Source organism: Actinomadura montaniterrae (assembly GCF_008923365.1).
Lineage (GTDB): Bacteria > Actinomycetota > Actinomycetes > Streptosporangiales > Streptosporangiaceae > Spirillospora > Spirillospora montaniterrae.
Window position 1 is genome coordinate 1 of sequence record NZ_WBMR01000167.1, and the last position, 20422, is coordinate 20422.

The window sequence follows — 20422 nt, forward strand, 5'->3', positions numbered from 1 at the left end:
GGAGCGGCGCCGGCGGCGGCGTGGCGGTGCGCCCGCCGGCGCGGCCGTCCGTGCGGCCGGTGGTCTCGCCCGGCGGCATGGCGAACTGCCGGGCGTGGTCGGGCGCGGGCTGCTCGACCGGCGGGACGTGCCCGTCCGGGCGCGTGTAGTGCTGGTCGACGCGGGTCTGGTCGGTGATCGTCGCTTCGAGGTGGATGCGCCGCGCGAGCTGGACGAGGTTGACCGCGGTGGGCCGCTCGGCCGGGTTGCGGGCCATCGCCGAGCGCAGCAGCGGGAGCAGCGCGTCCGGGACGCCGTCCAGGTCCGGCGTGCCCTGCATGATCTTGTAAAAGATCGACTCGAAGGTGCCGGAGCCGAACGGCGGGCGGCCGGTCGCGGCGTAGGCGACCGTGCCGGCGAGCGCGTGCACGTCGGACGGCGGCCCCGCGTCCTCGCCCTCGATGATCTCCGGGGCGAGGTAGCCGGGGGTGCCGATGACCATGCCGGTGGCGGTCAGCCGGGTCGCGTCCGCGCCCTGCGCGATGCCGAAGTCGATCACGACCGGCTCGCCGTCGACGATCATGACGTTGCCGGGCTTGAGGTCGCGGTGCACGATCCCGGCGCCGTGGATCGCCGACAGCGCCGACGCCAGCCCGACGGTCAGCCGCTGCAGGCCCGGCCCGTAGATCGGGCCGCCCTCCTCGACGACCTCCTCCAGCGTGCGGCCGGGCACGTACTGGGTGACGATGTAGGGCTGGTCGGCGGTGACGTCGGCGTCGAGGATCTCCGCGACGTGGGGGCTGTGCACGCGCCGCATCGAGTCGACCTCGCGGGCCAGCCGGCGGCGCGCCGTGGCGTCGCCGGCCACCGCCGGTCGCAGCACCTTGATGGCCACGTTGCGCCCCTCGGGGTCGGCGCCGAGGTAGACGACGCCCATGCCCCCTTCCCCGAGGGTCTGGAGCACGCTGTAGTGGCCGATACGGTCCCCGGACGTGACTGCTCCCTCCATCGTTTCCGAAACCCTACCTTCGTCGCCCCCGCGAGAAGGATCCAACGGTCATCTCAGGCCGCCGCGATCCGGCCGCGATCCGTGATAGGATCGTCACTTTGCGCGAGCGCCCCCGCGATCCAGCGGGCGGACGGGCGGTCCGCCGGGTCCCGCGAGAGCGCGCGGCGCACCACGCCGAGCAGCGGTTCCGGCACCCCGTCCAGGTCGGCCTGGCCGCGCAGGATGCGGAAGCACACCCCGTGCAGCGAGCCGCGGCCGAACGGCGGGCGGCCCGTCGCCGCGAACGCCGCGGTCGCCGCCCAGGAGAACGCGTCCGACGCGGTCGTGGCGCGCTCCCCCTCGATCAGCTCGGGCGCCAGGTAGGCGGGCGTCCCCACGACCATCCCGCGGCGGGTGATCTGCTCCATCCCCGCCTGGTGCGAGATGCCGAAGTCGATCAGCGTCGGCCGGTCGCCGAGCACGATCACGTTGCCGGGCGAGACGTCCCGGTGCAGCACGCCCGCGTCGTGCACGTCGGCGACGGCGAGGGCCAGCCGACGCGCGAACCGGACGAGCCGGTCCCCGCCCAGCGGCCCGTACGCCTTCACCAGGTCGTTCAGCGGGCAGCCCGGGACGTACTGCATCACGACGTACGGCCGCTCCGCCGACACCCGGCCGTCCAGCAGCCGCGCCACGTACCGGCTGTTCACCCGGGCCTGCACGGCGAGCTCGCGGGCCAGCCGCGCCAGCGCCTCCGGCTCGCCGGCGACCTGCGGGCACAGCTCCTTGACCGCGACCTCGCGGCCCTGGGAGTCCAGGGCCAGGTGCACCACCGCGGTGCTCCCCCGGCCGATCTCGTCCAGCAGCCGATACTCACCAAGGCGCCGATGAGTCCCCATGAACACTGAGACGCCGGAAACCGCGATCACGTTCCGGCGAAACCCGATCGGACGCCGGCGGGCGCGCGGCCGTTCCCGCGGAAAGATCACGAAACGGCCGCGGCGCGTGACGAGCGCGAGACGAGCGCGAGACGAGCGCGAGACGAGCGCGAGACGAACGCGGGCGGGCGCGCGAGCGGGCGCGGCGCGGGGGCTCAGCCCTTGCGGGCCGCCTGGCGGGCGCGGCGCTCCTCGCGGCGGGTCTCGAACTTGGTGGCGGCGTCGTCGAGCCCCTCCAGGAACTCGGCGAGCTCCTCGCGGGCCTTGTCGCCGTCGCCGGTGAGGTCCGTGCGGTCGAAGACGCCCCACTTGCGCAGCACCGGGGTGAGCACGTCGTCGTGGTGCAGGCGCAGGTCGTAGATGCCGGCGTTGGCGATGACGACGGACTTGCGCAGGAACCCGTCGATGCTGTGGCCGGGCATCTGGAACGCCTTGACGACGTCGGTGATGGCCCGCATCGTCTCGTTCGGGGCGGCGTCCAGCGCGGCGGCCATCAGGTTCCGGTAGAAGATCATGTGCAGGTTCTCGTCGGCCGCGACGCGCGCCATCATCTGCTCGCAGAGCGGGTCGCCGGACGCCTTGCCGGTGTTGCGGTGCGACACGCGGGTGGCGAGCTCCTGGAACGACACGTAGGCGGTGCCGTGCAGGAACGACTCGCCGTGGTCGGCCTCGTAGCCCGCCTCCATGTGGTGCATCCGGGCGCGCTCCAGCGCGACGGGGTCCACGGCGCGGGTGACGGTGAGGTAGTCGCGGATGACGATGCCGTGCCGGTTCTCCTCGGCCGTCCACCGGTTGACCCAGGTGCCCCAGGCGCCCTCGCGGCCGAAGACGGTCGCGATCGCGCGGTGGTAGCCGGGCAGGTTGTCCTCGGTGAGCAGGTTGACGATGAGGGACTCGCGCGCCTCCGGGGTCACCTTCGACTGCTCGATCGACCAGGGCTCGCCGTCCAGCGGCCCGTCGAAGTCGCGGCCCTGCCCATACGGCACGTACTGGTGCGGGAACCACTCCTTGGCCATGGACAGGTGCCGGTCGAGCTCCTTCTCGACCACCGGCTCGAGGTCGAGCAGGAGGCCGGTCTGGAACTTCTCTTCGGGGGTCACGGTCATGCGCTTCCTTCGCTGGACGTGTCGGGATGCCGGACGGTGCCGCCGCGCCCGCGGCACGGAATGGGGCGCCCAGCAGGCCGTTCTAACCTACTCAAGCGTAGGTTCGATGGTCGCCAGTCGGCACGACCCGCGTCAAGTCACCCCCGTGACAATCAGGGCCGGGAGTGTTTTGTAGATCTGAGCGAAACCCGTCGTCCGCTTTTGTCACCGAGTGTCGGCCGCCTGGTGCCACATCCGGTTCACGGCGGCCCTCAGCAGGGGGCGCGGGACGAGCTTCAGCGCGGGCAGCGCCGCCTTGTACTGCGCGCCGGGGACGCAGAGGGCGCGTCCGGCCGCGACCGCGTCCAGCCCGGCCCTGGCCACGTCGTTGCGGCGCAGCCACAGCAGGTTCGTCGGCGCGTCGTCCTCGGTGCGGGTGAAGCCGGGGCACAGCGCGGTCACGTGGACGCCCTTGGACGCGACCTCCGCGTGCAGGCTCTCGGAGAAGGACGCGACGTACGCCTTCGTCGCGCCGTAGGTGGCGCTCCCGGGCGACGGCGTGAACCCGGCCATGGACGCGACGTTCAGCACACCGCCGCGGCCTTGCAGGATCATCCCGGGGAGCGCCGCGTGGGTGAGCCGCACCAGCGCGGTGACGTTCAGCTCCAGCTGCCGGAGGTGGTCCTCCACCGGCAGTTCCGCGAACGCTCCAAACGCGCCGTGACCTGCGTTGTTGACGAGGAGCTCGACGGGCTCGGCGCGCAGCCGCCGCTCGATCTCGCCGCGCTGCGCGGGATCGGTGAGGTCGGCGGCCAGCACCTCGACCGCGACCCGGTACCGCTCGACCAGCTCGCGGGCGAGCCCGTCCAGCAGGTCGCCGCGGCGGGCCACGATGACCAGGTCGGTGCCGCGGGCGGCGAGGAGGCGGGCGAAGCTCTCGCCGATCCCGCTGGACGCCCCGGTCACGAGCGCGGTTCGGTACGCGTGTCGCATGGCGGCAGATGCTATCGGCGATCTTCGTCCGGACCGGGCCCACCCGCCGAAATCGCATGGCGGAGATCGCGCGGGGCGGCCCCGGCGCCGGAGCCGCCTCGCGCGGCGTCAGGCGACGGGCTCGGACGTACGCTGCGGCGCCCGCGCCATGGCCGCGTCCGCCGGGGGCAGCATCGTCAGCGGGTCCTCACCCGCCACCCACAGCCCGACCAGGAACGCCGTCGTCGCCTCCAGGAGCCCGGCACGCGCCAGGCCACCGCCGTCCATCGGGACGCAGCCGATGTCGGCCACCAGGCGGCGCGCCACGGCCAGCGCGTCCGGGTCGTCCCCGCACAGCGGGACGCCGAGAGGCCGCCCACCGAACTCCGGCGGCGCCATCCGCCACACCGTGTCGGGGCAGGTGTTGAACGCCTTCACCACCCGCGCCCCGGTCAGGTCGGCGATCCGGCGCGCCGCCGACGGGCCGCCGACGGTCTTCAGCCGCTCAAACGGCGGCTCCATCGGGTTCGTGCAGTCGAGCAGGACGCGCCCCGCGAGCGGACCCGCCTGGCTCAGGGCGTCCGCGACGCCCTCGTGGGCGACGGCCAGCAGGACCGCGTCCCCGAACTCCGCCGCGTCCCGCAGCGTCCCGCCCCGCGCGCCATGGCCGACGCGTCCCGCCAGCGCGACCGCCTTCTCCGGCGCCCGCGCCCCGATCCGCACCTCGTGCCCCTTGCGCGCCCACTGCGTCGCGAGCGCGTCCGCCATGTTCCCCGCACCCAGCACACCGATCCGCATGACGACCTCCCGTGTCGATTACCGTCGGACGGGACGCTAAGCGGTTCGTTCCGCACCATCCGGTGCGTATCAGGAGGGGCAGGATGGACGATCCCGAGTTCGTCGCCGATTGCCAGACGCGGCTCGGCCTCGACCTGCTGTCCGGCACCTGGACGGGCGTCGTGCTGTGGACGCTGCAGGACGGCCCGCTGCGCCCGCGCGAGCTCCAGGACCGGATCGGCGGCATCAGCCACAAGGTGCTGACCGAGACACTGCGGCGCCTCGAGCACAACGGCCTGGTCGTCCGCCGCCGCTATGCCGAGGCGCCGCCGCGCGTGGAGTACGAGCTGACCGGCCCGGGGCGCGGGATGCTCGAACCGCTGTCCGCCCTGGGCCGCTGGACCGAGCGCTACGCCGCCGACGTCCTCGACGCCCAGGAGCGCGCCGGTGCGGAGGGTGCGCTCAGCGGCCCGTGAACTTCGCCTTGCCCGGGCCCTCCTCCATGAACGACTTCATGCCGTTCTTCTGGTCCTCGGTGGCGAACAGCGCGGCGAACTGCACCCGCTCGATCTCCAGCCCCGTCGCGAGGTCCACCTCCAGCCCGGTGTCGACGGCCTGCTTCGCGGCGCGCAGCGCGTTCGCGGGCCCGCCCGCGAACGACGCCGCCCACTCCTTCGCCGCCGTGTAGACGTCGGCGTCCGGGACGACCCGGTCCACCAGGCCCATGGCGAGCGCCTCGTCCGCGGCGACGTGCCGCCCGGAGAAGATCAGGTCCTTGGCCTTGGACGGCCCGACGAGCCGCGCGAGCCGCTGTGTCCCGCCCGCGCCGGGGATGATGCCGAGCTGGATCTCCGGCTGCCCGACCTTCGCGCCCTCGCCCGCGACCCGGAAGTCCGCGGTCAGCGCGACCTCCAGCCCGCCGCCGAGCGCGTACCCGGTGATCGCCGCGATGACCGGCTTCGGGATCGCGGCGAGCGCCTTGGTGAAGTCCTGCAAGAGCCGCGAGTGGCCCGCCGCCATCTCCGCGTACGGCATCGGCGCCATCTCCTTGATGTCGGCGCCGGCCGCGAACACCCGCTCCCCGCCGTACAGCACGACCGCCGCGACCTGGTCGTCCTCGGTGACCTCGCGGGCCGCGCCGATCAGCTCCCGCTGCATCTCCGCGTTCAGGGCGTTCATCTTCGGACGGTCCAGCCGGATCGTCGCGACGCCGTCCTCCGTCTCCACCCGCACGAACTCGCCCACGCACGCCTCCAAGATCCTCCGGTCGACCGACGTCCCCGAACCTAACAAGCCCGCCCCTGGGTCCCGCCACGGCGGCCCGGCTGTCGGACCCCACTGGTAGCTTCGGGCCCGGCAGTCACATCGCACGTCACCGGGGGTTCGGATGCTGGTCGCCCATGCCGCCTGGCATGGCGGGGCGCTCTGCGTGTGGGCCGAGCGCACCGGCCCGCACGACCCGCCCGGCGGCGACGCGCACCCGTTCGCGACCCGCGACTTCACCGGGACGTCCTACGAGCCGCTGCTGCGCGGCGCGTTCCGCGTCGAGCTGGCGATGACGCTGCCGACGCACGGCGACCATCCGCTGCCGTCCGCCGAGCTCGGCCCCGAACCGGTGCCCGGGGAGCCGGAGCTGCGGCCGTGGCGGGTGCCGGCGCTGGTCCTGGAGCCGTTCCCGGCGATGGCGCTGCTCCAGGCCGCCGAGCACAGCGGCGACGTCGTCCCCGGCTCCGACCTGCGGTTCCTGTGCGTCCTCGCGGACGAGGCCGTGCACCTCGCCGGGCGCGGCCAGGTGCTGCCCGCGCTGCTGCGCGAGGACGGCGACCTCGTCGCGCGCTGGCGCCCCGTCCTCGACGACCCGGCCCGGTTCCGGGCGCTGGCCCGCGCGATGCCGGCCGCGTGCCGCGCCGCCGACGGGGGCCGCCCGGCCGCGCAGGTGCTGCGGGAGGCGCTGTCCGGGCTGGTCGACACCGCCGTCCGGGGCGTCGTCCCGCATCCGCTGCTGCCGGCCCGGCGCGGCAAGGTGCCCGACCGGCTGCCGCTCGCCGAGCGCTGGGCGGAGGCGCTGACCGGCCCCTCCGCCGAGGTCGCGCGGGAGCCCGGCGACGACCCCGACGAGCTGATCGCGGAGCTGGACGCGTGGGCCGCCGCCGCGCGCCGCCCGTCCGGGCCGCTGCGGGTCTGCTTCCGCCTCGCCGAGCCGGGCGCGCAGGAGTTCGCCGCCGACCCGTTCCCCGAAGAAGAAGAAGAAGAGAGCTCCGGCGACGCCTGGCGCGTCGAGTTCGCCCTCCAGGGCACCGACGACCCCAGCCTCTACGTGCCCGCCGCGATGGTGTGGGCGGGCGACGCGACCTCGATCCCCGACGCGGAGGAGACGCTCCTCGCCGGCCTCGGCCGCGCCCTTCGCCTGTTCCCCGACATGGCGCCCGCGCTCGACGGCCCCGCGCCCGCCGAGCTGGCCCTCGACACCGCGGGCGCGTTCCGCTTCCTCCGGCGGGCCGCGCCGATGCTGGCCGCCGCCGGGTTCGGCGTCCTGCTCCCCCAGTGGGCGGGCAAGGCCAGGCTCGGCATGAAGCTGACGACCCGCACCGACGATCCCGAGGCGTCCGCCGGCGCCGCGGCGCCGTCCGGCTTCGACCTCAAGGGCATGGTGAAGTTCCGGTGGGACCTCGCCATCGGCGACGAGAGCATCGACGAGGCCGAGCTGGAGGAGCTGGCCCGGCTGAAGACGCCGCTCGTCCGGCTGCGCGGCCAGTGGGTCGAGCTGGACGAGGAGCAGCTCGAGGCCGCGCTCGACTTCCTGCGCCACCCGCGCCAGGGCCGCATGCCCGCCGCCGAGGCGATCCGCGCGATCGTCCACGCGGGCGACGACGCGCTCCCGCTGACCGCCGTCGACGCCGACGGCACCTTCGGCGACCTGCTGTCCGGCGAGGCCGACCGCCGCCTCACCCCCATGCGCACGCCCCGGGGATTCAACGGGACGCTGCGCCCCTTCCAGGAGCGCGGCCTCGCCTGGCTGAAATTCCTCGACGGCCTGGGCTTGGGCGCGATCCTCGCAGATTCGATGGGCCTCGGTAAGTGCATCGGCAAGGACGAGTTCGTCCATGTCAACGGGGCTCTCATCAAAGCGAAGGACGTGTGGGCGCGGTACGCGACCGGAATCGACCCCGACGGGGAAGGGCAGTGGTCCGTTCCGTCGAAGCCCCTGACGGTCAACTCCATCGCCGAGGACGGGCGCATCGTCACGGCGCCGATCACCCGCCTGTACCGCCAGCACATCCGGGAGAAGGTGCGCGAGGTCACCCTGGACGACGGGAGCAGGATCGTCGTGACTCGGCGCCATCGCCTCATGGGAGTCGATGGTTGGACAAGGGACGTCCGCCCCGGAATGCGGCTCTGCGTACCGGCCCGTCTCCGGCACGACGGCAGTCCGGTCGATCCCGACCTCACGGTGCTCCTGGCATGGCAGATCGCGGAAGGGTCCGAGGACCCCTATTCGAGCGTGGTCATCACGCAAAAGGACGTGCGGGTACTCCACGACCTGCACGGCCGGCTGCTCAGGGTCGCCGAACGCTTCGCGCTTCACTTGAACGAGCCGGCGATCATGCCTGCGGTGAACGCGAAGGCCGCCTACCTGAGGTTCAGCGGAATGCCGTACCGCAGGCTGCTGGAAGAGCACGCCTACCAGTGGGGCAGAAACTCAGCGCACAAGCGCATTCCTGACGGCATCGTGTCGGCAGATGACGCGACCGTCCGCCTCTTCCTGCGCCACTGCTTCGCGGCCGAGGCTTCGGTCAACTCCCAGGCACGCGTCGTCGAGATAAGTTCGGCCTCCGTCTGGATCATCCGCCAGCTCAGCGCGATGCTTCGCCGTTTCGGAATCTGGTTGCGCATCACGACCAAGTGGAAGCACGCGACGAACGGGAGGGGCGTCAAGAGGCCCTACCAGGTAGCACTGATCGGCGGCCACAGCCTGCGCCTGTTCCATGAGCACATCGGCATCGCCGACCCGGCGAAGCAGGCGCGGCTGGACGCCATCTGCCGCCTGCCGCACAACACCAACGTCGAGGGCGTTCCGGGCAGCGACCTCCTCCGGCGCGCACGGGAGCTCACCGGTCTCCCGATGCGGCATTTCGGCGTGAGGACCGTTTACTTCTACGGCGGACAGGAACTGTCCAAGGCAACGGCGCGGGACGCCGTCCAGGGGATGGATCGCATGCTCTCCGGCGAGATGCAGGCCGAGCACGCGAGCCCCACCGGCAACAAGTGGACGGCACGAACCACCGCCGCTTACGAGAATCTCGACCATGCCGGGTTGCGAGAGATCCGCGACCTTCTGGACGACCGGGCGTCTCGTGAGGTCTTCTACGCCAAGGTCGTCTCGGTCGAGGAGGTCGACTATGACGGCTATGTCTACGACTTCGAGGTCGCAGGGCACCACAATTACGTGGCCGAAGGCATGCTGTGCCACAACACCGCGCAGACCTTGGCGCTTCTCGCCTCCGAGCGAGAGGACGCCCGTCCAGGGCCGACGCTGCTGATCGGACCGATGTCGCTGGTGGGGAACTGGCAGCGGGAGGCGGCGCGGTTCACGCCCAAGCTGCGCGTGTACGTCCACCACGGGACGGGCCGCCATCGCGGCGACGACCTGGTCGAGGCGGCCGCGGCGGCCGACCTCGTGCTGACCACCTATGGGACGGCGGCGCGGGACGCGGAGATGCTCGCGCCCGTCGGCTGGGAGCGGGTCGTCTGTGACGAGGCGCAGGCGCTGAAGAACAGCGGCACGCGGCAGGCCCGCGCGGTGCGGAGCATCCCGGCGCGGACCCGGATCGCGCTCACCGGCACGCCCGTCGAGAACCACCTCACCGAACTCTGGTCGATCATGGAGTTCGCGAACCCGGGGCTGCTCGGGCCGCGCGCGGCGTTCCGGCAGCGGTTCGCGGTGCCGATCGAGAAGGAGGGGGACGAGCGGGCCGCGCTCGCGCTGAAGCGGGCGACGCAGCCGTTCATCCTGCGCCGCCTCAAGACCGACAGGTCGATCATCTCCGACCTGCCGGAGAAGCAGGAGATCAAGGTCTACTGCAACCTGACCACCGAGCAGGCGTCGCTCTACCAGGCCACCGTGGACGACATGCTCGAGCAGATCGCCGAGGCCGACGACAAGCAGCGGCGCGGGCTCGTCCTGGCGACGATGGCCAAGCTCAAGCAGGTCTGCAACCATCCGGCGCACCTGCTGAAGGACGGCTCGCGGCTGCCCGGCCGGTCCGGGAAGCTGGAGCGGCTCGAGGAGATCTGCGCCGAGGTCCTCGAGCAGGGCGAGAAGGCGCTCGTCTTCACCCAGTACGCCGAGTTCGGCTCGATGCTCCAGCCGTACCTGGCGGCCCGGCTGGAGCGGCCGGTGCTGTGGCTGCACGGCGGGACGTCCAAGCAGGCCCGCGACGACCTCGTCCAGCACTTCCAGGGCGATCCGGAACCGGCGGTCTTCTTGCTGTCCCTCAAGGCCGCCGGCACCGGCCTCACGCTGACCGCCGCGAACCACGTCGTGCACGTCGACCGGTGGTGGAACCCCGCCGTCGAGGACCAGGCCACCGACCGGGCGTTCCGCATCGGCCAGACCCGCAACGTGCAGGTCCGCAAGTTCATCTGCGTCGGGACGATGGAGGAGCGCGTCGACGAGATGATCGAGCGCAAGAAGGCGCTCGCCGAGTCCATCGTCGGCACCGGCGAGGAGTGGCTGACGGAGCTGTCGGTCGCCGAGCTCCGCGACGTCCTGCGGCTGTCGCCCGAGGCGGTGAGCGACTGATGGACGGGGAGGGCGTCCGGGCCCGCACGAAGCGCGGCTCGATCGGTGCGCGGTGGTGGTCGCGGCGCTTCATCGACCTCGTGGAGTCGTTCGCCGACACCGGCCGGCTCTCCCGCGGCCGCACCTACGCGCGCAAGGGCCAGGTGTACGACCTGCGCGTCACCCCCTACGAGGTGACGGCGAAGGTGCGCGGCTCGCGTCCCGAGCCCTACGAGGTGGCCCTCGGGATCGAGGGGATCGGCGCGGCGAGCTGGATCGCCGCCGAGAAGGAGCTGGCGTCCCGCGCGGTGTTCCGCGCCCGCCTCCTCGCCGACGAGATGCCGCCGGAGATCGAGTGGGTCTTCGCCGAGCTCGGCCTCGCGCTGTTCCCGGCCACGGCCGCCGACCTGCACCTGATGTGCGACTGCCCGGACTGGGGCGACCCGTGCAAGCACGCCGCGGCCGTCCTGTACCTGCTCGCCGAGGCGTTCGACGACGACCCGTTCCTCATCCTCGAATGGAACGGCCGGAGCCGCGACCGGCTCCTCACCGCGCTCCGCCGCGGCCCCGCCGCCGCGCCCGATCCCCTGGAGATGGAGGACGAGCCGCTGTCGGCGACGGACTTCTGGACGACGCCGTCCGGCCTGGCCCGCCTCCGCGACCGTCCGCCCGCGCCGCCCGTTCCGCCCGGCTTCGTCCTGCAGGTGGCGACGCCGCCCCCGGTGAAGATCCGCCGCCGGCCGCTGACCGACGCCCTCCTTCCCGCCTACGAAGCGTTGAGCGGGGGCGGGCCGCCCTCGTCAGGGGACGGCTGAGGGCGGCCCGCGGCGTCAGCCGTAGTGGCGGCCGGTGCAGCCGATCTCGCCGGCGAGGGTCGCGCAGATGCCGAGGAGTCCGACGATCTCCGCGTAGTCGGCGGAGGTGAACTCGGTGACGCGGGGCGCGGTCGACGTGACGCCCGGGATGAGCGAGCAGGACTGGGCGATCGACGTGGTGTTCCAGTCGATGGCCAGGGTGTACGGGGACGGCAGCGCCAGCGGGCGCCAGCCGGAGGGGTCGCGCAGCGACCGCAGCGCCGCCTCGTAGATCATCTCCTGGGCGCGCGCGGGCGGGACCAGCTCGGCCGCGTAGCGGTCGTGGCCCGCCTTGACGGCGACGGTGGGGACGTCGCCGAGGACGTCGCGCGCCTCGACGCAGGCGGCCTCGTCGCCCGCGACGAGCCCGACCGGGACGCCGAGTGAGCCCGCGTAGCCCGCCATCAGCCGGATCTCCCCCGCGACCTCCCCGTTCAGGTACAGGTCCTGGATCTCGCGGCCCATCCACGTGTGGTTGAGGACGCCGCGTTCGGCGCCGGCGCGCGCGTGGTAGCCGACGTACAGGGCGACGTCGAACGAGGCGTCCAGGCCCTCGCCCATCCGCATCGCCATGTGCGGTCCCCGGATCAGCGTGCAGCGCTCGTCGATCAGGTCGGCGCGCAGGTTCTTGCCGCGGCCGTGCGAGTCGGTGACGACGACCTGGTCGGCGCCGGCGTCGAACGCGGCGCGGACCGCGGCGTTGGCGTCCGCCGTCATCAGCTCGCAGCCGCGCTCGTAGCCGCGCCCGCCGGCGCGCATCTCCTCGGGGTCGGTGAGCCCGGAGACGCCTTCCATGTCGACCGAGACGAAGACCTTCATGGGCCAATCGTGTCAGGCGGGGAGCGTGGCGCGGACGGTGAAGCCCCCGCCGGGGCGGGGCGCGGCGTCGAGGGCGCCGCCCAGCGCCTCGGCGCGGTCGCGCATGCCGCGGATCCCGGAGCCGGTGCCGACGGTGGCCGGTGCGGGGGCGCCGCCGCCGTCGTCCTCGACGGTGACGGTGACGTCTCCGTCGCCGTAGCGGACGCGGACGACGGCGGACGAGGCGCCGGAGTGCCGGGTCACGTTGGTGAGGGCCTCCTGGACGATCCGGTACGCGGCGCGGTCGGCGTCCGGGGGCAGGGGCCGGGGCGTGCCCTCGGTCTCGGTGCGGACGGTGAGCCCGGCGGCGGCGGTGCCGGCGGTGAGCTCGTCCAGCCGGGCGAGGCCGGGCGGGACGTCCGCGACGGGGCCGTCCACTTGGCGGAGCACGCCGAGGGTGGCGCGCAGCTCGCGGAGGCTGTCCTTGCTGGCGTCCTTGATGGCGGTGAGCGCCTCGCCGGCCCGGCCGGGCTCGCGCTGCAGGACGTGGAGCGCGGCGGTGGCCTGGACGTGGATCAGCGAGATGTTGTGGCCGAGCGCGTCGTGCAGCTCGCGGGCGATGCGGAGCCGCTCCTCGATGGCGCGGCGGCGGGCCTCCGCCTCGCGGGAGCGTTCGGCGGCGGCGAGGCGGTGTTCGGCCTCGCGCAGGTAGGCGCGCCGGTTGCGGGCGAAGCCGCCGATGGCGATGACGGCGACGAACCAGCCGGCGAGCAGGAACGTCGCGGCGTCGGCGAGGTGGTTGACCTGGTCGGCGTCGTTGCCGTAGAGGGTGGCGCCCATCGCGACGGCGGCGAGCGCGGAGGCGCTCACGAGGTGCCCTTCGGCCGCCGCGGTGTAGAGCGCGATGACGAAGGTCATGATGATCGGGCCGTCCGGCTCGGTGAGCGGGTAGTACAGGACGCAGGCGACGAAGGTGACGAGCGCCACGGTGCGGGGACGGCTGCGACGGAAGGCGAGCGCGCCGCAGGCGATCGCGAGCAGCGCCCAGCCGTAGAACGGGAGCATGCCCCGGTCCAGCGCGTAGGCGGCGATCAGCGCGATCACGGCCAGGACGGCGAAGCACGCGGCGGCGAGCAGCGCGTCGGCGCGGCGGCCGCGCGGCCACCGGAGCCCGGAGGCGGCGCGGTCCCGGCTGAGGGCTGGTGCGCGCACGGCTCCATCCTGCCAGTCCGTCCTGCCAGGTTCCGAAGCTTGCGGCCCTGCGACGAGATGTAGTACTTCTACTATCAGCAGAAGCACAGCTGCGGCGAACGATCGAAGTTCCCGTACGGAGGAGGTGCGCATGACCGGTCCGGTGATCCGGACGCGCGACCTGCGGATGCGCTACGGCCGCACCGAGGTGCTGCGCGGCGTCGACTTGGAGGTCGGGGCGGGCGAGGTGGCGGCGCTGCTCGGCCCGAACGGCGCGGGCAAGACCACCACGATCGAGATCCTGGAGGGGTTCCGGCGCCGCACGTCCGGCGAGGTGCGGGTGCTCGGCGCCGACCCCGGCACGGGCGGCGCGGCGTGGCGGGCGCGGCTCGGGATCGTCCTGCAGGACTGGCAGGACCACCCGCGCTGGGGCGTCCGGCAGCTGCTGGCGCACGTCGCCGGCTTCTACGACCGGCCGCGCGACCCCGACGAGCTGCTCGAGGTCATGGGCCTGACGGCGCAGGCCGGGCAGATGGCGGCGCGGCTGTCGGGCGGGCAGCGCCGCCGGCTGGACGTCGCGCTCGGCATCGTCGGGCGGCCGGAGGTGCTGTTCCTGGACGAGCCGACCGCCGGGTTCGACCCGCGGGCGCGCAGCGACTTCCACGAGCTGGTCGGGCGGCTCGCCCGCGAGGACGGCATGACGATCCTGCTGACCACGCACGACCTGGCGGAGGCCGAGCGGCTCGCGGACCGCATCGCGATCCTGGTGCGGGGCGAGGTCACGGTGAGCGGCACCCCGTCCGGGCTGGCGTCGGTCGTGCAGGCCGCGTCGGAGGTGCGGTGGCTGGAGGACGGCGCGCCCCGCGCCGAGCGGACGCCGGACCCGTCGCGGCTGGCGTACGAGCTGCACCGGCGGTTCGGCGGCCCGGTCCCGGGCCTGGAGATCCGGCGGCCGACGCTGGAGCAGAGCTACCTGAACCTGGTCGGCGGCACCGAGGCCGCCGGCGCCGGAGCGGCCGGAGCGAGTGCGGAGAGGACGGCGGCGTGAACACCAGGCCGATCGGGATGGGGGTCCGGCGTGGCTGGGCGGAGCACGTCCACTCGCTGAAGAACCGGCGGGAGCTGCTGACCGGCGTCGTCGCGACGGTCGGCGTCTTCGTGCTGATGGTCCGCTGGCAGGGCGGCCACGACGCGCAGGGCACGCACGTGTCGGAGGGCCTGCTGCTCGCGGCCGGGTTCGTCGCGTTCTGCGTGTTCTCGACCGGGCTGATGAACCTCGCCATGGTGATCGCCGCGGACCGGGAGGAGGGCACGCTGCTGCGGCTCCGGACGGTGCCGGGCGGCGTCCCCGCCTACGTCGTCGGCCGGGCCGTCTCGGTGCTGCTGCAGATCGTCATGTACGTGGTGCTGATGCTGGTCGCGGGCATCGCGCTGGCAGGACTGGACCTGCCGGCCGACCCGCGACGGTGGCTGACGCTGCTGTGGGTGCTGGCGCTCGGGACGCTCGCGGTCGTCCCGTTCGGCGCGGCGCTCGGCACGCTGCTGCCGGGCCCGCGCAACGCCGCGAGCGTCCTGTCGCTGCCGGTGATGGGCCTGATGATCATCTCCGGGGTGCTGTTCCCGGTGACGTCGCTGCCGGAGCCGGTGCGGTGGGTCGCGCAGGCGTTCCCGCTGTACTGGGAGGGGCTCGGGTTGCGGTCGGCGTTCCTGCCCGACGCGATGCTCGCCGGGGAGATCGGCGGGAGCTGGCGCCCGCTGGAGACCGCCGGGGTGCTCGGCGCGTGGGCGGCCGCGGGCCTGCTCGTCGCGCCGTGGCTGCTGCTGCGGGCGACGCGGCGGGAGTCGGGGGCGCGGCTGGCCGCCCGCCGCGAGCGCCGGGCCGCCCAGGGCGCGTTCTGACCTCCGGGTGCGGGAGACTGGGCCGGTGGCGGACGGCAAGGCGGACAAGGAGCACGTCCACAACCGGATCGCGGTGCTGCGCGCCGAGCGGGGCGTGTCGCGCCGGGAGTTGGCGACGGCGCTCGGCGTCCACTACCAGACGATCGGCTACCTGGAGCGCGGCGAGTACAGCCCGAGCCTGCACCTCGCGCTGCGGATCGCCGCGTTCTTCGAGGTGCCGGTCGAGGTCGTGTTCTCGCTGACGCCGTTCCCCCGGCTGGGGAGCGCCTGATGGCCGAGGGAGGGAAGCCCCGCATGTGGGATCGGTGGACGTCGCACCGCGAAGAGGTGCTGCAGTCCGACCTGATGCAGTCCTGGTACGCGACGCGGAGCCGGCGGCGCGCGCTCGCCGCGGCCGGGCTGGCGGGCCTGGCCATGATCTGGGCCGGGACGGTCGTGTCGTGGCACCTCGCGCCGAGCGACACCGCCATGTGGGTGACGATCAGCCTGCTGGGCGTGTCGGTGGTGACGACGGTCCCGGTGATCGGCGCGCTGAACGTCGCGACGCGCGGGACGATGTCGCTCGCGGAGAGCCGGCTCGACGAGCGGCAGGTCGCCGAGCGGCTGCGCGCCTTCACGGTCGCGCACCGGATCATGCTCGCGGTGCTCGTCGCGGTCGTGGTCGCGGTGCTCGCCGCCGACACCGAGCACGTCCCGATGGCGGCCGTCGTGGTCGGCGTCATCGCGCTGTTCGAGACGCACATGCTGCTGCCCGTCCTCGTCGCCGGATGGCGGATGCCGGACCCGCCGCCCGACGACGAGGAGGACGAGGAGGACGAGGACGACGCGAGCGCGGGCTAGCGCAGGTCGCCGTTCGTCATGCCGGGCGGCGCCGGCGGCAGCGCGACGAGCCCCATCTCGGCCCGCGTCGACAGCATCGGATGGCTCGGCACGACCCGGACGCCGTACCCGAACGCGCCGCTGCGCCCGAGCGGGACCTCGCCGGTGCAGCGCAGCCGCCCGTCGCCCGCCGGCTCCGCACCGCCCAGGTCGAGGTAGGACGGGTCGATCAGCGCGTCGGCGTCGTCCACCCGGCCGTAGGCGACCTCGACGGCGACGTCGTCGGGGTCGAGGCCGCCGAGCGCGACGACGGCCTTCACCGTCAGCAGCGCCCCGACCTGCGGGCTCTCCCCGCCGTCGGTCTCGACGTGCTCGACGGCGACGCCCGGCCACGCCTTCGCGACCCGCTGCTTCCAGCCGGCCAGCGCGCGGGCGCCCGCGTACTTGTCGGCGACCATCTCCCGCTCGGACGCGGCCGCCGGGGTGTACAGGTCCAGCACGTAGTCGCGGAGCATCCGGCTCGCCAGCACCTTCGGGCCGAGCGTGGCGATGGTGTGCTTCACCATCTCCAGCCAGCGGCGCGGCAGCCCGGCCGAGTCGCGGTCGTAGAAGGTGACCGAGACGTGGTCCTCGATCAGCTCGTACAGCGCGCCGGCCTCCAGCTCGTCGCGCCGGTCGGGGCTCGACAGGCCGTCGGCGGACGGGATCGCCCAGCCGTTCTGCCCGTCGTACCACTCGTCCCACCAGCCGTCCCGGATGGACAGGTTCAGCCCGCCGTTCAGGGCCGCCTTCATCCCGGACGTGCCGCACGCCTCCAGCGGCCGCAGCGGGTTGTTCATCCACACGTCGCAGCCCTGCACCATGAGCCGCCCGAGCGCCATGTCGTAGTCGGGCAGGAACACGATGCGGTGCCGGACGTCCTCCCCGTCGGAGAACCGGACGATCTCCTGGATGAGCCGCTTGCCGCCCTCGTCGGCGGGGTGCGCCTTCCCGGCGATGACGATCTGCACCGGCCGGTCCGGGTCGAGGAGGATGCGGCGGAGCCGGTCCGGGTCGCTCATCATCAGCGTGAGCCGCTTGTACGACGGGACGCGCCGCGCGAACCCGATGGTCAGCACGTTCGGGTCGAGGGCGTCGTCGATCCAGGACATCTCGGCCTCGCTGGCGCCGCGCTGCCGCCACGACTCGCGGAGCCGGCGCCGCGCGTCCAGCACGAGCCGCTCGCGGAGCAGGCCGCGGATCCGCCAGATCTCGCTCTCCGGGACGTCGCGGACCTCCTCCCAGCCGCGTCCGGACGCCATCAGCGCCGGGATCTCGCGGGCGGCGAGGTCGAGGACCTCCCGCGCCACCCACGTGCCGGCGTGGACGCCGTTGGTGATGGACCCGATCGGGACCTCGGCGGTGTCGAAGCCGCCCCACAGGCCGCCGAACATCTCCCGGCTGACCTCGCCGTGCAGCTCGCTGACGCCGTTGACGCGCTGCGCCAGCCGCATCCCCATGACGGCCATGTTGAACACGGTGCGGTCGCCGCCCGGGTAGTCCTCGGCGCCGAGCGCGAGGACGCGCTCGGCGGGGACGTGCGGGTCCTCGTTGGCGCCGCCGAAGTACCGGGCGACCAGCTCGCGCGGGAACCGGTCGATGCCGGCGGGGACCGGGGTGTGCGTGGTGAACACCGTGCCCGCGCGGGTCGCCTCCAGGGCCTCGTCGAACGTCAGGGCCTGCTCGGACACCAGCTCGCGGATGCGTTCGACGCCGAGGAACCCGGCGTGCCCCTCGTTGGTGTGGAACACCTCGGGCGCCGGGTGGCCGGTGATGCGGCAGTACGCGCGGATGGCGCGGACGCCGCCGATGCCGAGCAGCATCTCCTGCAGCAGCCGGTGGTCGCCACCGCCGCCGTAGAGCCGGTCGGTGACGTCGCGGGCGGCCGGGTCGTTGTCCTCGACGTCGGAGTCCAGCAGCAGCTGCGGGACGCGGCCGACCCGGGCCAGCCACACCTGCGCGTGCAGCTCGCGGGCGCCCGCCCCGTGCTCGGCGGGGCCGCGCGCGCCGCCGTGGTCGTCGGCGCCGTCGCCGCGTCCCGCCCCGCCCGGGGGCAGGCCGATCGCGACGCGGACCGGGGTCCCGTCGGCCTCGCGCAGCAGGGTCAGCGGCAGCCCGTTCGGGTCGATCGGCGGGTAGCGCTCCAGCTGCCAGCCGTCCGGCGACAGCGACTGGGAGAAGTACCCGTGCCGGTACAGCAGCCCGACGGCGATGATCGGGACGCCGAGGTCGCTGGCGGTCTTCAGGTGGTCGCCGGCCAGGATGCCGAGGCCGCCGGAGTACTGCGGCAGCGCCGCGGTGATCCCGTACTCGGGCGAGAAGTAGGCGATGGACGACGGGGCGCCGGACAGCGACTGGTACCAGCGCGGGGCGGTCAGGTACTCGTGCAGGTCCTCGGCCGTGTCCTGGAGCCGGCGCAGGAAGCGCCGGTCCTCGGCGAGCTGCGCCAGCCGCTCGGGCGCGACCTCGCCGAGCAGCCGGACCGGGTCGTGGTGGACGGCCTCCCACAGCGCAGGGTCCACGGCGCGGAACAGGTCCAGCGTCTCGTGGTGCCACGACCAGCGCAGATTGAGGACGAGCTCCTCGAGCTGCCGGAGCGGCTCTGGAAGGACGGTGCGGACCGTGAATCGTCGGATTGCCTTCACGCAACGTCACGCTATGCAATGCGCCGCGGCGGCGCGACAGCCGGGCGGGGTTTCGTCACCTCGCGGATCGGTCGGCCGCGAGCGCCCGGACGCGCAGGAACGCCGACGCCGTAAGGGCTCCCGCCGCCACGCCGATCGAGTTGTAGGCCATGTCACCGGGATCGCATTCGCGTCCTGGATCAAGAGTTTGCAGGAATTCGACCAGAACGAACCCCGCCGAGAAGACCGCGGGCGCGGCGACGGGGCGCCGGGACACCAGCACCCCCAGGAAACCCAAAGGTACCCATAAGGCAACATTCATGACGTCCTCCAGGCCGCGCGACCCGAAGATCCGCAGCGACCAGGCGACGTCGGACACCGGGGTCGCGACGCAGTGCTCCAGCCGGCCGCCCGCGCCCGCCGCGACGGTCGCCGGCAGCGTGATCGCCAGCACCAGGCCCGTCCACGCGAGCAGCGCCAGCGCGGGCAGCGGCGGCCACCCCGTCCGCCGCACGACAGGCCGCCACAGCAGCGCCACCGCCGCCGCGATCAGCGCCCACAGCACCAGCGTCCGCACCAGCTCCATGGGCACATGATCGGGCACGCCGGTTCAACGATCCGCCGCGCCGCCGAGTTCGCGCCCTGGGTCAGACCAGGTCCTTCGTGCCGCGCGCCGTGCCGTCGCCGTGCGCCGAGCACGCGCCCAGGGCGAGCGCCCCGGCCACCGCCGCCGTCCCCGCCTTCGCCGCCGTCCCCGCCTTGCCGCCCGCGATGGATTTCGCCGGTCGCCGCATACCCGTCACTCCCCGTCCCGCCGGTCTTGATCGAGCGGCACGACCGTACCGGGCGGGGCCGGGCGGCGTCCGCGGAACGCCGTCCGGGACGCCGGAAAAAGATCGTTTCGGGGTGGTCGCGGAGCGTTGCCGGGATGGTCGCGCAAAGTTATCGGAAACTCGATGACGGTTCGCGCCGCTTCCCGGGCATGGACGTTTCGGAAGTCTCGAACGGGTAGGGGATGCCACATGCAGGTCGAGTCCGGAACATCCACGATCACCGGTATTCCGAGGCTCGGGCGGATCCCGATCCTGGACGTCGCGCCGGTGGTCGGCGGCGGGCGGTGGCCGGCGAAGGCCGTGGTGGGCGAGACGGTCGAGGTGTCGGCGACGGTGTTCCGGGAGGGGCACGAGATGCTCGGCGCGGCGGTGGTGCTGCGCGCGCCGGACGGCATGGAGCAGCCGGGCGAGCCGATGACCGAGGTCGGCGTGGGCCTGGACCGGTGGGCGGCGCTGGTGACGCCGGACCGGATGGGCGAGTGGTCGTTCCGGGTCGAGGCGTGGGGCGATCCGATCGCGCACTGGTGGCACGACGCGCAGATCAAGGTCCCGCGCGGCCAGGACGTGGAGCTCATGCTCGCCGAGGGGGCGCGGCTGTTCGCGCGCGCGGCGGAGGCGCTGCCGAGCAAGGACCGCCCGACCCTGACCAGGCTCGCCAAGCGCCTCGGCGACGAGACGATCCCGGTCGGCGACCGGATGGAGGCGGCGGCCGATCCCGATGTGGCGGACGTGCTGGAGCGGCATCCGCTGCGGGACCTGCTGACGGTGTCGGACTGGTACCCGCTGGTCGTCCACCGGCAACGCGCCCTGTACGGCGCCTGGTACGAGTTCTTCCCCCGCTCCG

General features: G+C 73.5%; 18 protein-coding genes and 2 pseudogenes. 9 read left to right on the top strand and 11 right to left on the bottom strand.

Annotated elements, in window-relative coordinates; genetic code table 11:
* From F9B16_RS37075 to F9B16_RS37095, 5 genes are all read right to left on the bottom strand, one after another.
* On the bottom strand, window positions 1-988 hold a 988-nt coding region (locus tag F9B16_RS37075), incomplete at its 3' end, for a serine/threonine-protein kinase (protein WP_151544897.1).
* Between the two features lie 53 nt (window positions 989-1041).
* On the bottom strand, window positions 1042-1866 hold the full coding sequence (locus tag F9B16_RS37080) for a serine/threonine-protein kinase (RefSeq protein ID WP_151544898.1): 825 nt from the start codon (window positions 1864-1866) through the stop codon (window positions 1042-1044).
* Window positions 1867-2060: 194 nt separating this feature from the next.
* Window positions 2061-3011: an acyl-ACP desaturase gene (locus F9B16_RS37085; protein ID WP_151544899.1), complete on the bottom strand. Its 951-nt coding sequence runs from the start codon at window positions 3009-3011 to the stop codon at window positions 2061-2063.
* Between the two features lie 204 nt (window positions 3012-3215).
* Complete coding sequence (locus tag F9B16_RS37090) at window positions 3216-3983, bottom strand: SDR family NAD(P)-dependent oxidoreductase (protein ID WP_151544900.1); 768 nt, start codon at window positions 3981-3983, stop codon at window positions 3216-3218.
* A gap of 108 nt (window positions 3984-4091) precedes the next feature.
* On the bottom strand, window positions 4092-4760 hold the full coding sequence (locus tag F9B16_RS37095) for an NADPH-dependent F420 reductase (protein ID WP_151544901.1): 669 nt from the start codon (window positions 4758-4760) through the stop codon (window positions 4092-4094).
* Between the two features lie 83 nt (window positions 4761-4843).
* Here F9B16_RS37095 and F9B16_RS37100 point away from each other — a divergent pair, with 83 nt between their 5' ends.
* A complete protein-coding gene (locus F9B16_RS37100; RefSeq protein WP_151544902.1) occupies window positions 4844-5215 on the top strand; it encodes a winged helix-turn-helix transcriptional regulator in 372 nt (123 codons plus the stop codon).
* On the opposite strand, the gene F9B16_RS37105 is transcribed toward F9B16_RS37100, so the two are convergent.
* Entirely contained in the window at window positions 5202-5984 is a 783-nt protein-coding gene (locus tag F9B16_RS37105; protein ID WP_151544903.1) for an enoyl-CoA hydratase/isomerase family protein, read from the bottom strand. The genes F9B16_RS37100 and F9B16_RS37105 overlap by 14 nt on opposite strands.
* Window positions 5985-7158: 1174 nt before the next feature.
* Between F9B16_RS37105 and F9B16_RS53065 the strand changes: the two are divergent.
* The 3 genes and pseudogenes from F9B16_RS53065 to F9B16_RS37115 form a co-directional block, all read left to right on the top strand.
* Window positions 7159-7578: pseudogene (locus F9B16_RS53065) on the top strand (SNF2 helicase-associated domain-containing protein); the annotation flags it as partial.
* A gap of 165 nt (window positions 7579-7743) precedes the next feature.
* Window positions 7744-10542: pseudogene (locus F9B16_RS37110) on the top strand (SNF2-related protein); the annotation flags it as partial.
* Window positions 10542-11336: an SWIM zinc finger family protein gene (locus F9B16_RS37115; protein WP_151544904.1), complete on the top strand. Its 795-nt coding sequence runs from the start codon at window positions 10542-10544 to the stop codon at window positions 11334-11336. The pseudogene F9B16_RS37110 and the gene F9B16_RS37115, both read left to right, overlap by 1 nt.
* Window positions 11337-11351: 15 nt before the next feature.
* On the opposite strand, the gene F9B16_RS37120 is transcribed toward F9B16_RS37115, so the two are convergent.
* Together F9B16_RS37120 and F9B16_RS37125 are read right to left on the bottom strand one after the other, a co-directional pair.
* The gene (locus F9B16_RS37120; RefSeq protein ID WP_151544905.1) at window positions 11352-12194 is read right to left on the bottom strand and encodes a M55 family metallopeptidase; all 843 of its coding nucleotides are present in this window, start codon (window positions 12192-12194) and stop codon (window positions 11352-11354) included.
* Between the two features lie 12 nt (window positions 12195-12206).
* Entirely contained in the window at window positions 12207-13385 is a 1179-nt protein-coding gene (locus tag F9B16_RS37125; RefSeq protein WP_225992277.1) for a sensor histidine kinase, read from the bottom strand.
* Window positions 13386-13515: 130 nt separating this feature from the next.
* Here F9B16_RS37125 and F9B16_RS37130 point away from each other — a divergent pair, with 130 nt between their 5' ends.
* From F9B16_RS37130 to F9B16_RS37145, 4 genes are read left to right on the top strand one after another with little or no spacing between them, the layout of a single operon-like run.
* Complete coding sequence (locus F9B16_RS37130) at window positions 13516-14412, top strand: ABC transporter ATP-binding protein (protein ID WP_225992278.1); 897 nt, start codon at window positions 13516-13518, stop codon at window positions 14410-14412.
* Window positions 14409-15263 carry an ABC transporter permease gene (locus F9B16_RS37135; protein ID WP_151544907.1) on the top strand — a complete coding sequence of 285 codons (855 nt, stop codon included), beginning with the start codon at window positions 14409-14411 and terminating at the stop codon, window positions 15261-15263. Before F9B16_RS37130 ends, F9B16_RS37135 begins: the two co-directional genes overlap by 4 nt.
* Before the next feature lie 25 nt (window positions 15264-15288).
* The gene (locus F9B16_RS37140) at window positions 15289-15534 is read left to right on the top strand and encodes a helix-turn-helix transcriptional regulator (protein WP_151544908.1); all 246 of its coding nucleotides are present in this window, start codon (window positions 15289-15291) and stop codon (window positions 15532-15534) included.
* Complete coding sequence (locus tag F9B16_RS37145) at window positions 15534-16103, top strand: hypothetical protein (protein ID WP_151544909.1); 570 nt, start codon at window positions 15534-15536, stop codon at window positions 16101-16103. Before F9B16_RS37140 ends, F9B16_RS37145 begins: the two co-directional genes overlap by 1 nt.
* Here F9B16_RS37145 and glgP read toward each other — a convergent pair.
* From glgP to F9B16_RS51515, 3 genes are all read right to left on the bottom strand, one after another.
* Complete coding sequence (gene glgP / locus F9B16_RS37150; protein WP_151544910.1) at window positions 16100-18766, bottom strand: alpha-glucan family phosphorylase; 2667 nt, start codon at window positions 18764-18766, stop codon at window positions 16100-16102. The genes F9B16_RS37145 and glgP overlap by 4 nt on opposite strands.
* Window positions 18767-18821: 55 nt before the next feature.
* Window positions 18822-19331: a VanZ family protein gene (locus tag F9B16_RS37155; protein WP_151544911.1), complete on the bottom strand. Its 510-nt coding sequence runs from the start codon at window positions 19329-19331 to the stop codon at window positions 18822-18824.
* Between the two features lie 61 nt (window positions 19332-19392).
* Window positions 19393-19539 carry a hypothetical protein gene (locus F9B16_RS51515; RefSeq protein ID WP_192809175.1) on the bottom strand — a complete coding sequence of 49 codons (147 nt, stop codon included), beginning with the start codon at window positions 19537-19539 and terminating at the stop codon, window positions 19393-19395.
* A gap of 228 nt (window positions 19540-19767) precedes the next feature.
* Here F9B16_RS51515 and F9B16_RS37160 point away from each other — a divergent pair.
* On the top strand, window positions 19768-20422 hold a 655-nt coding region (locus F9B16_RS37160; RefSeq protein ID WP_151544912.1), incomplete at its 3' end, for a maltotransferase domain-containing protein.

Coding starts and splice junctions, on each gene's coding strand:
- F9B16_RS37120 (WP_151544905.1), bottom strand. CDS start 12,194: ATGAAGGTCTTCGTCTCGGTCGACATGGAAGGCGTCTCCGGGCTCACC.
- F9B16_RS37155 (WP_151544911.1), bottom strand. CDS start 19,331: ATGGAGCTGGTGCGGACGCTGGTGCTGTGGGCGCTGATCGCGGCGGCG.
- F9B16_RS37130 (WP_225992278.1), top strand. CDS start 13,516: ATGACCGGTCCGGTGATCCGGACGCGCGACCTGCGGATGCGCTACGGC.
- F9B16_RS51515 (WP_192809175.1), bottom strand. CDS start 19,539: ATGCGGCGACCGGCGAAATCCATCGCGGGCGGCAAGGCGGGGACGGCG.
- F9B16_RS37080 (WP_151544898.1), bottom strand. CDS start 1,866: ATGGGGACTCATCGGCGCCTTGGTGAGTATCGGCTGCTGGACGAGATC.
- F9B16_RS37095 (WP_151544901.1), bottom strand. CDS start 4,760: ATGCGGATCGGTGTGCTGGGTGCGGGGAACATGGCGGACGCGCTCGCG.
- F9B16_RS37115 (WP_151544904.1), top strand. CDS start 10,542: ATGGACGGGGAGGGCGTCCGGGCCCGCACGAAGCGCGGCTCGATCGGT.
- F9B16_RS37145 (WP_151544909.1), top strand. CDS start 15,534: ATGGCCGAGGGAGGGAAGCCCCGCATGTGGGATCGGTGGACGTCGCAC.
- F9B16_RS37100 (WP_151544902.1), top strand. CDS start 4,844: ATGGACGATCCCGAGTTCGTCGCCGATTGCCAGACGCGGCTCGGCCTC.
- F9B16_RS37090 (WP_151544900.1), bottom strand. CDS start 3,983: ATGCGACACGCGTACCGAACCGCGCTCGTGACCGGGGCGTCCAGCGGG.
- F9B16_RS37085 (WP_151544899.1), bottom strand. CDS start 3,011: ATGACCGTGACCCCCGAAGAGAAGTTCCAGACCGGCCTCCTGCTCGAC.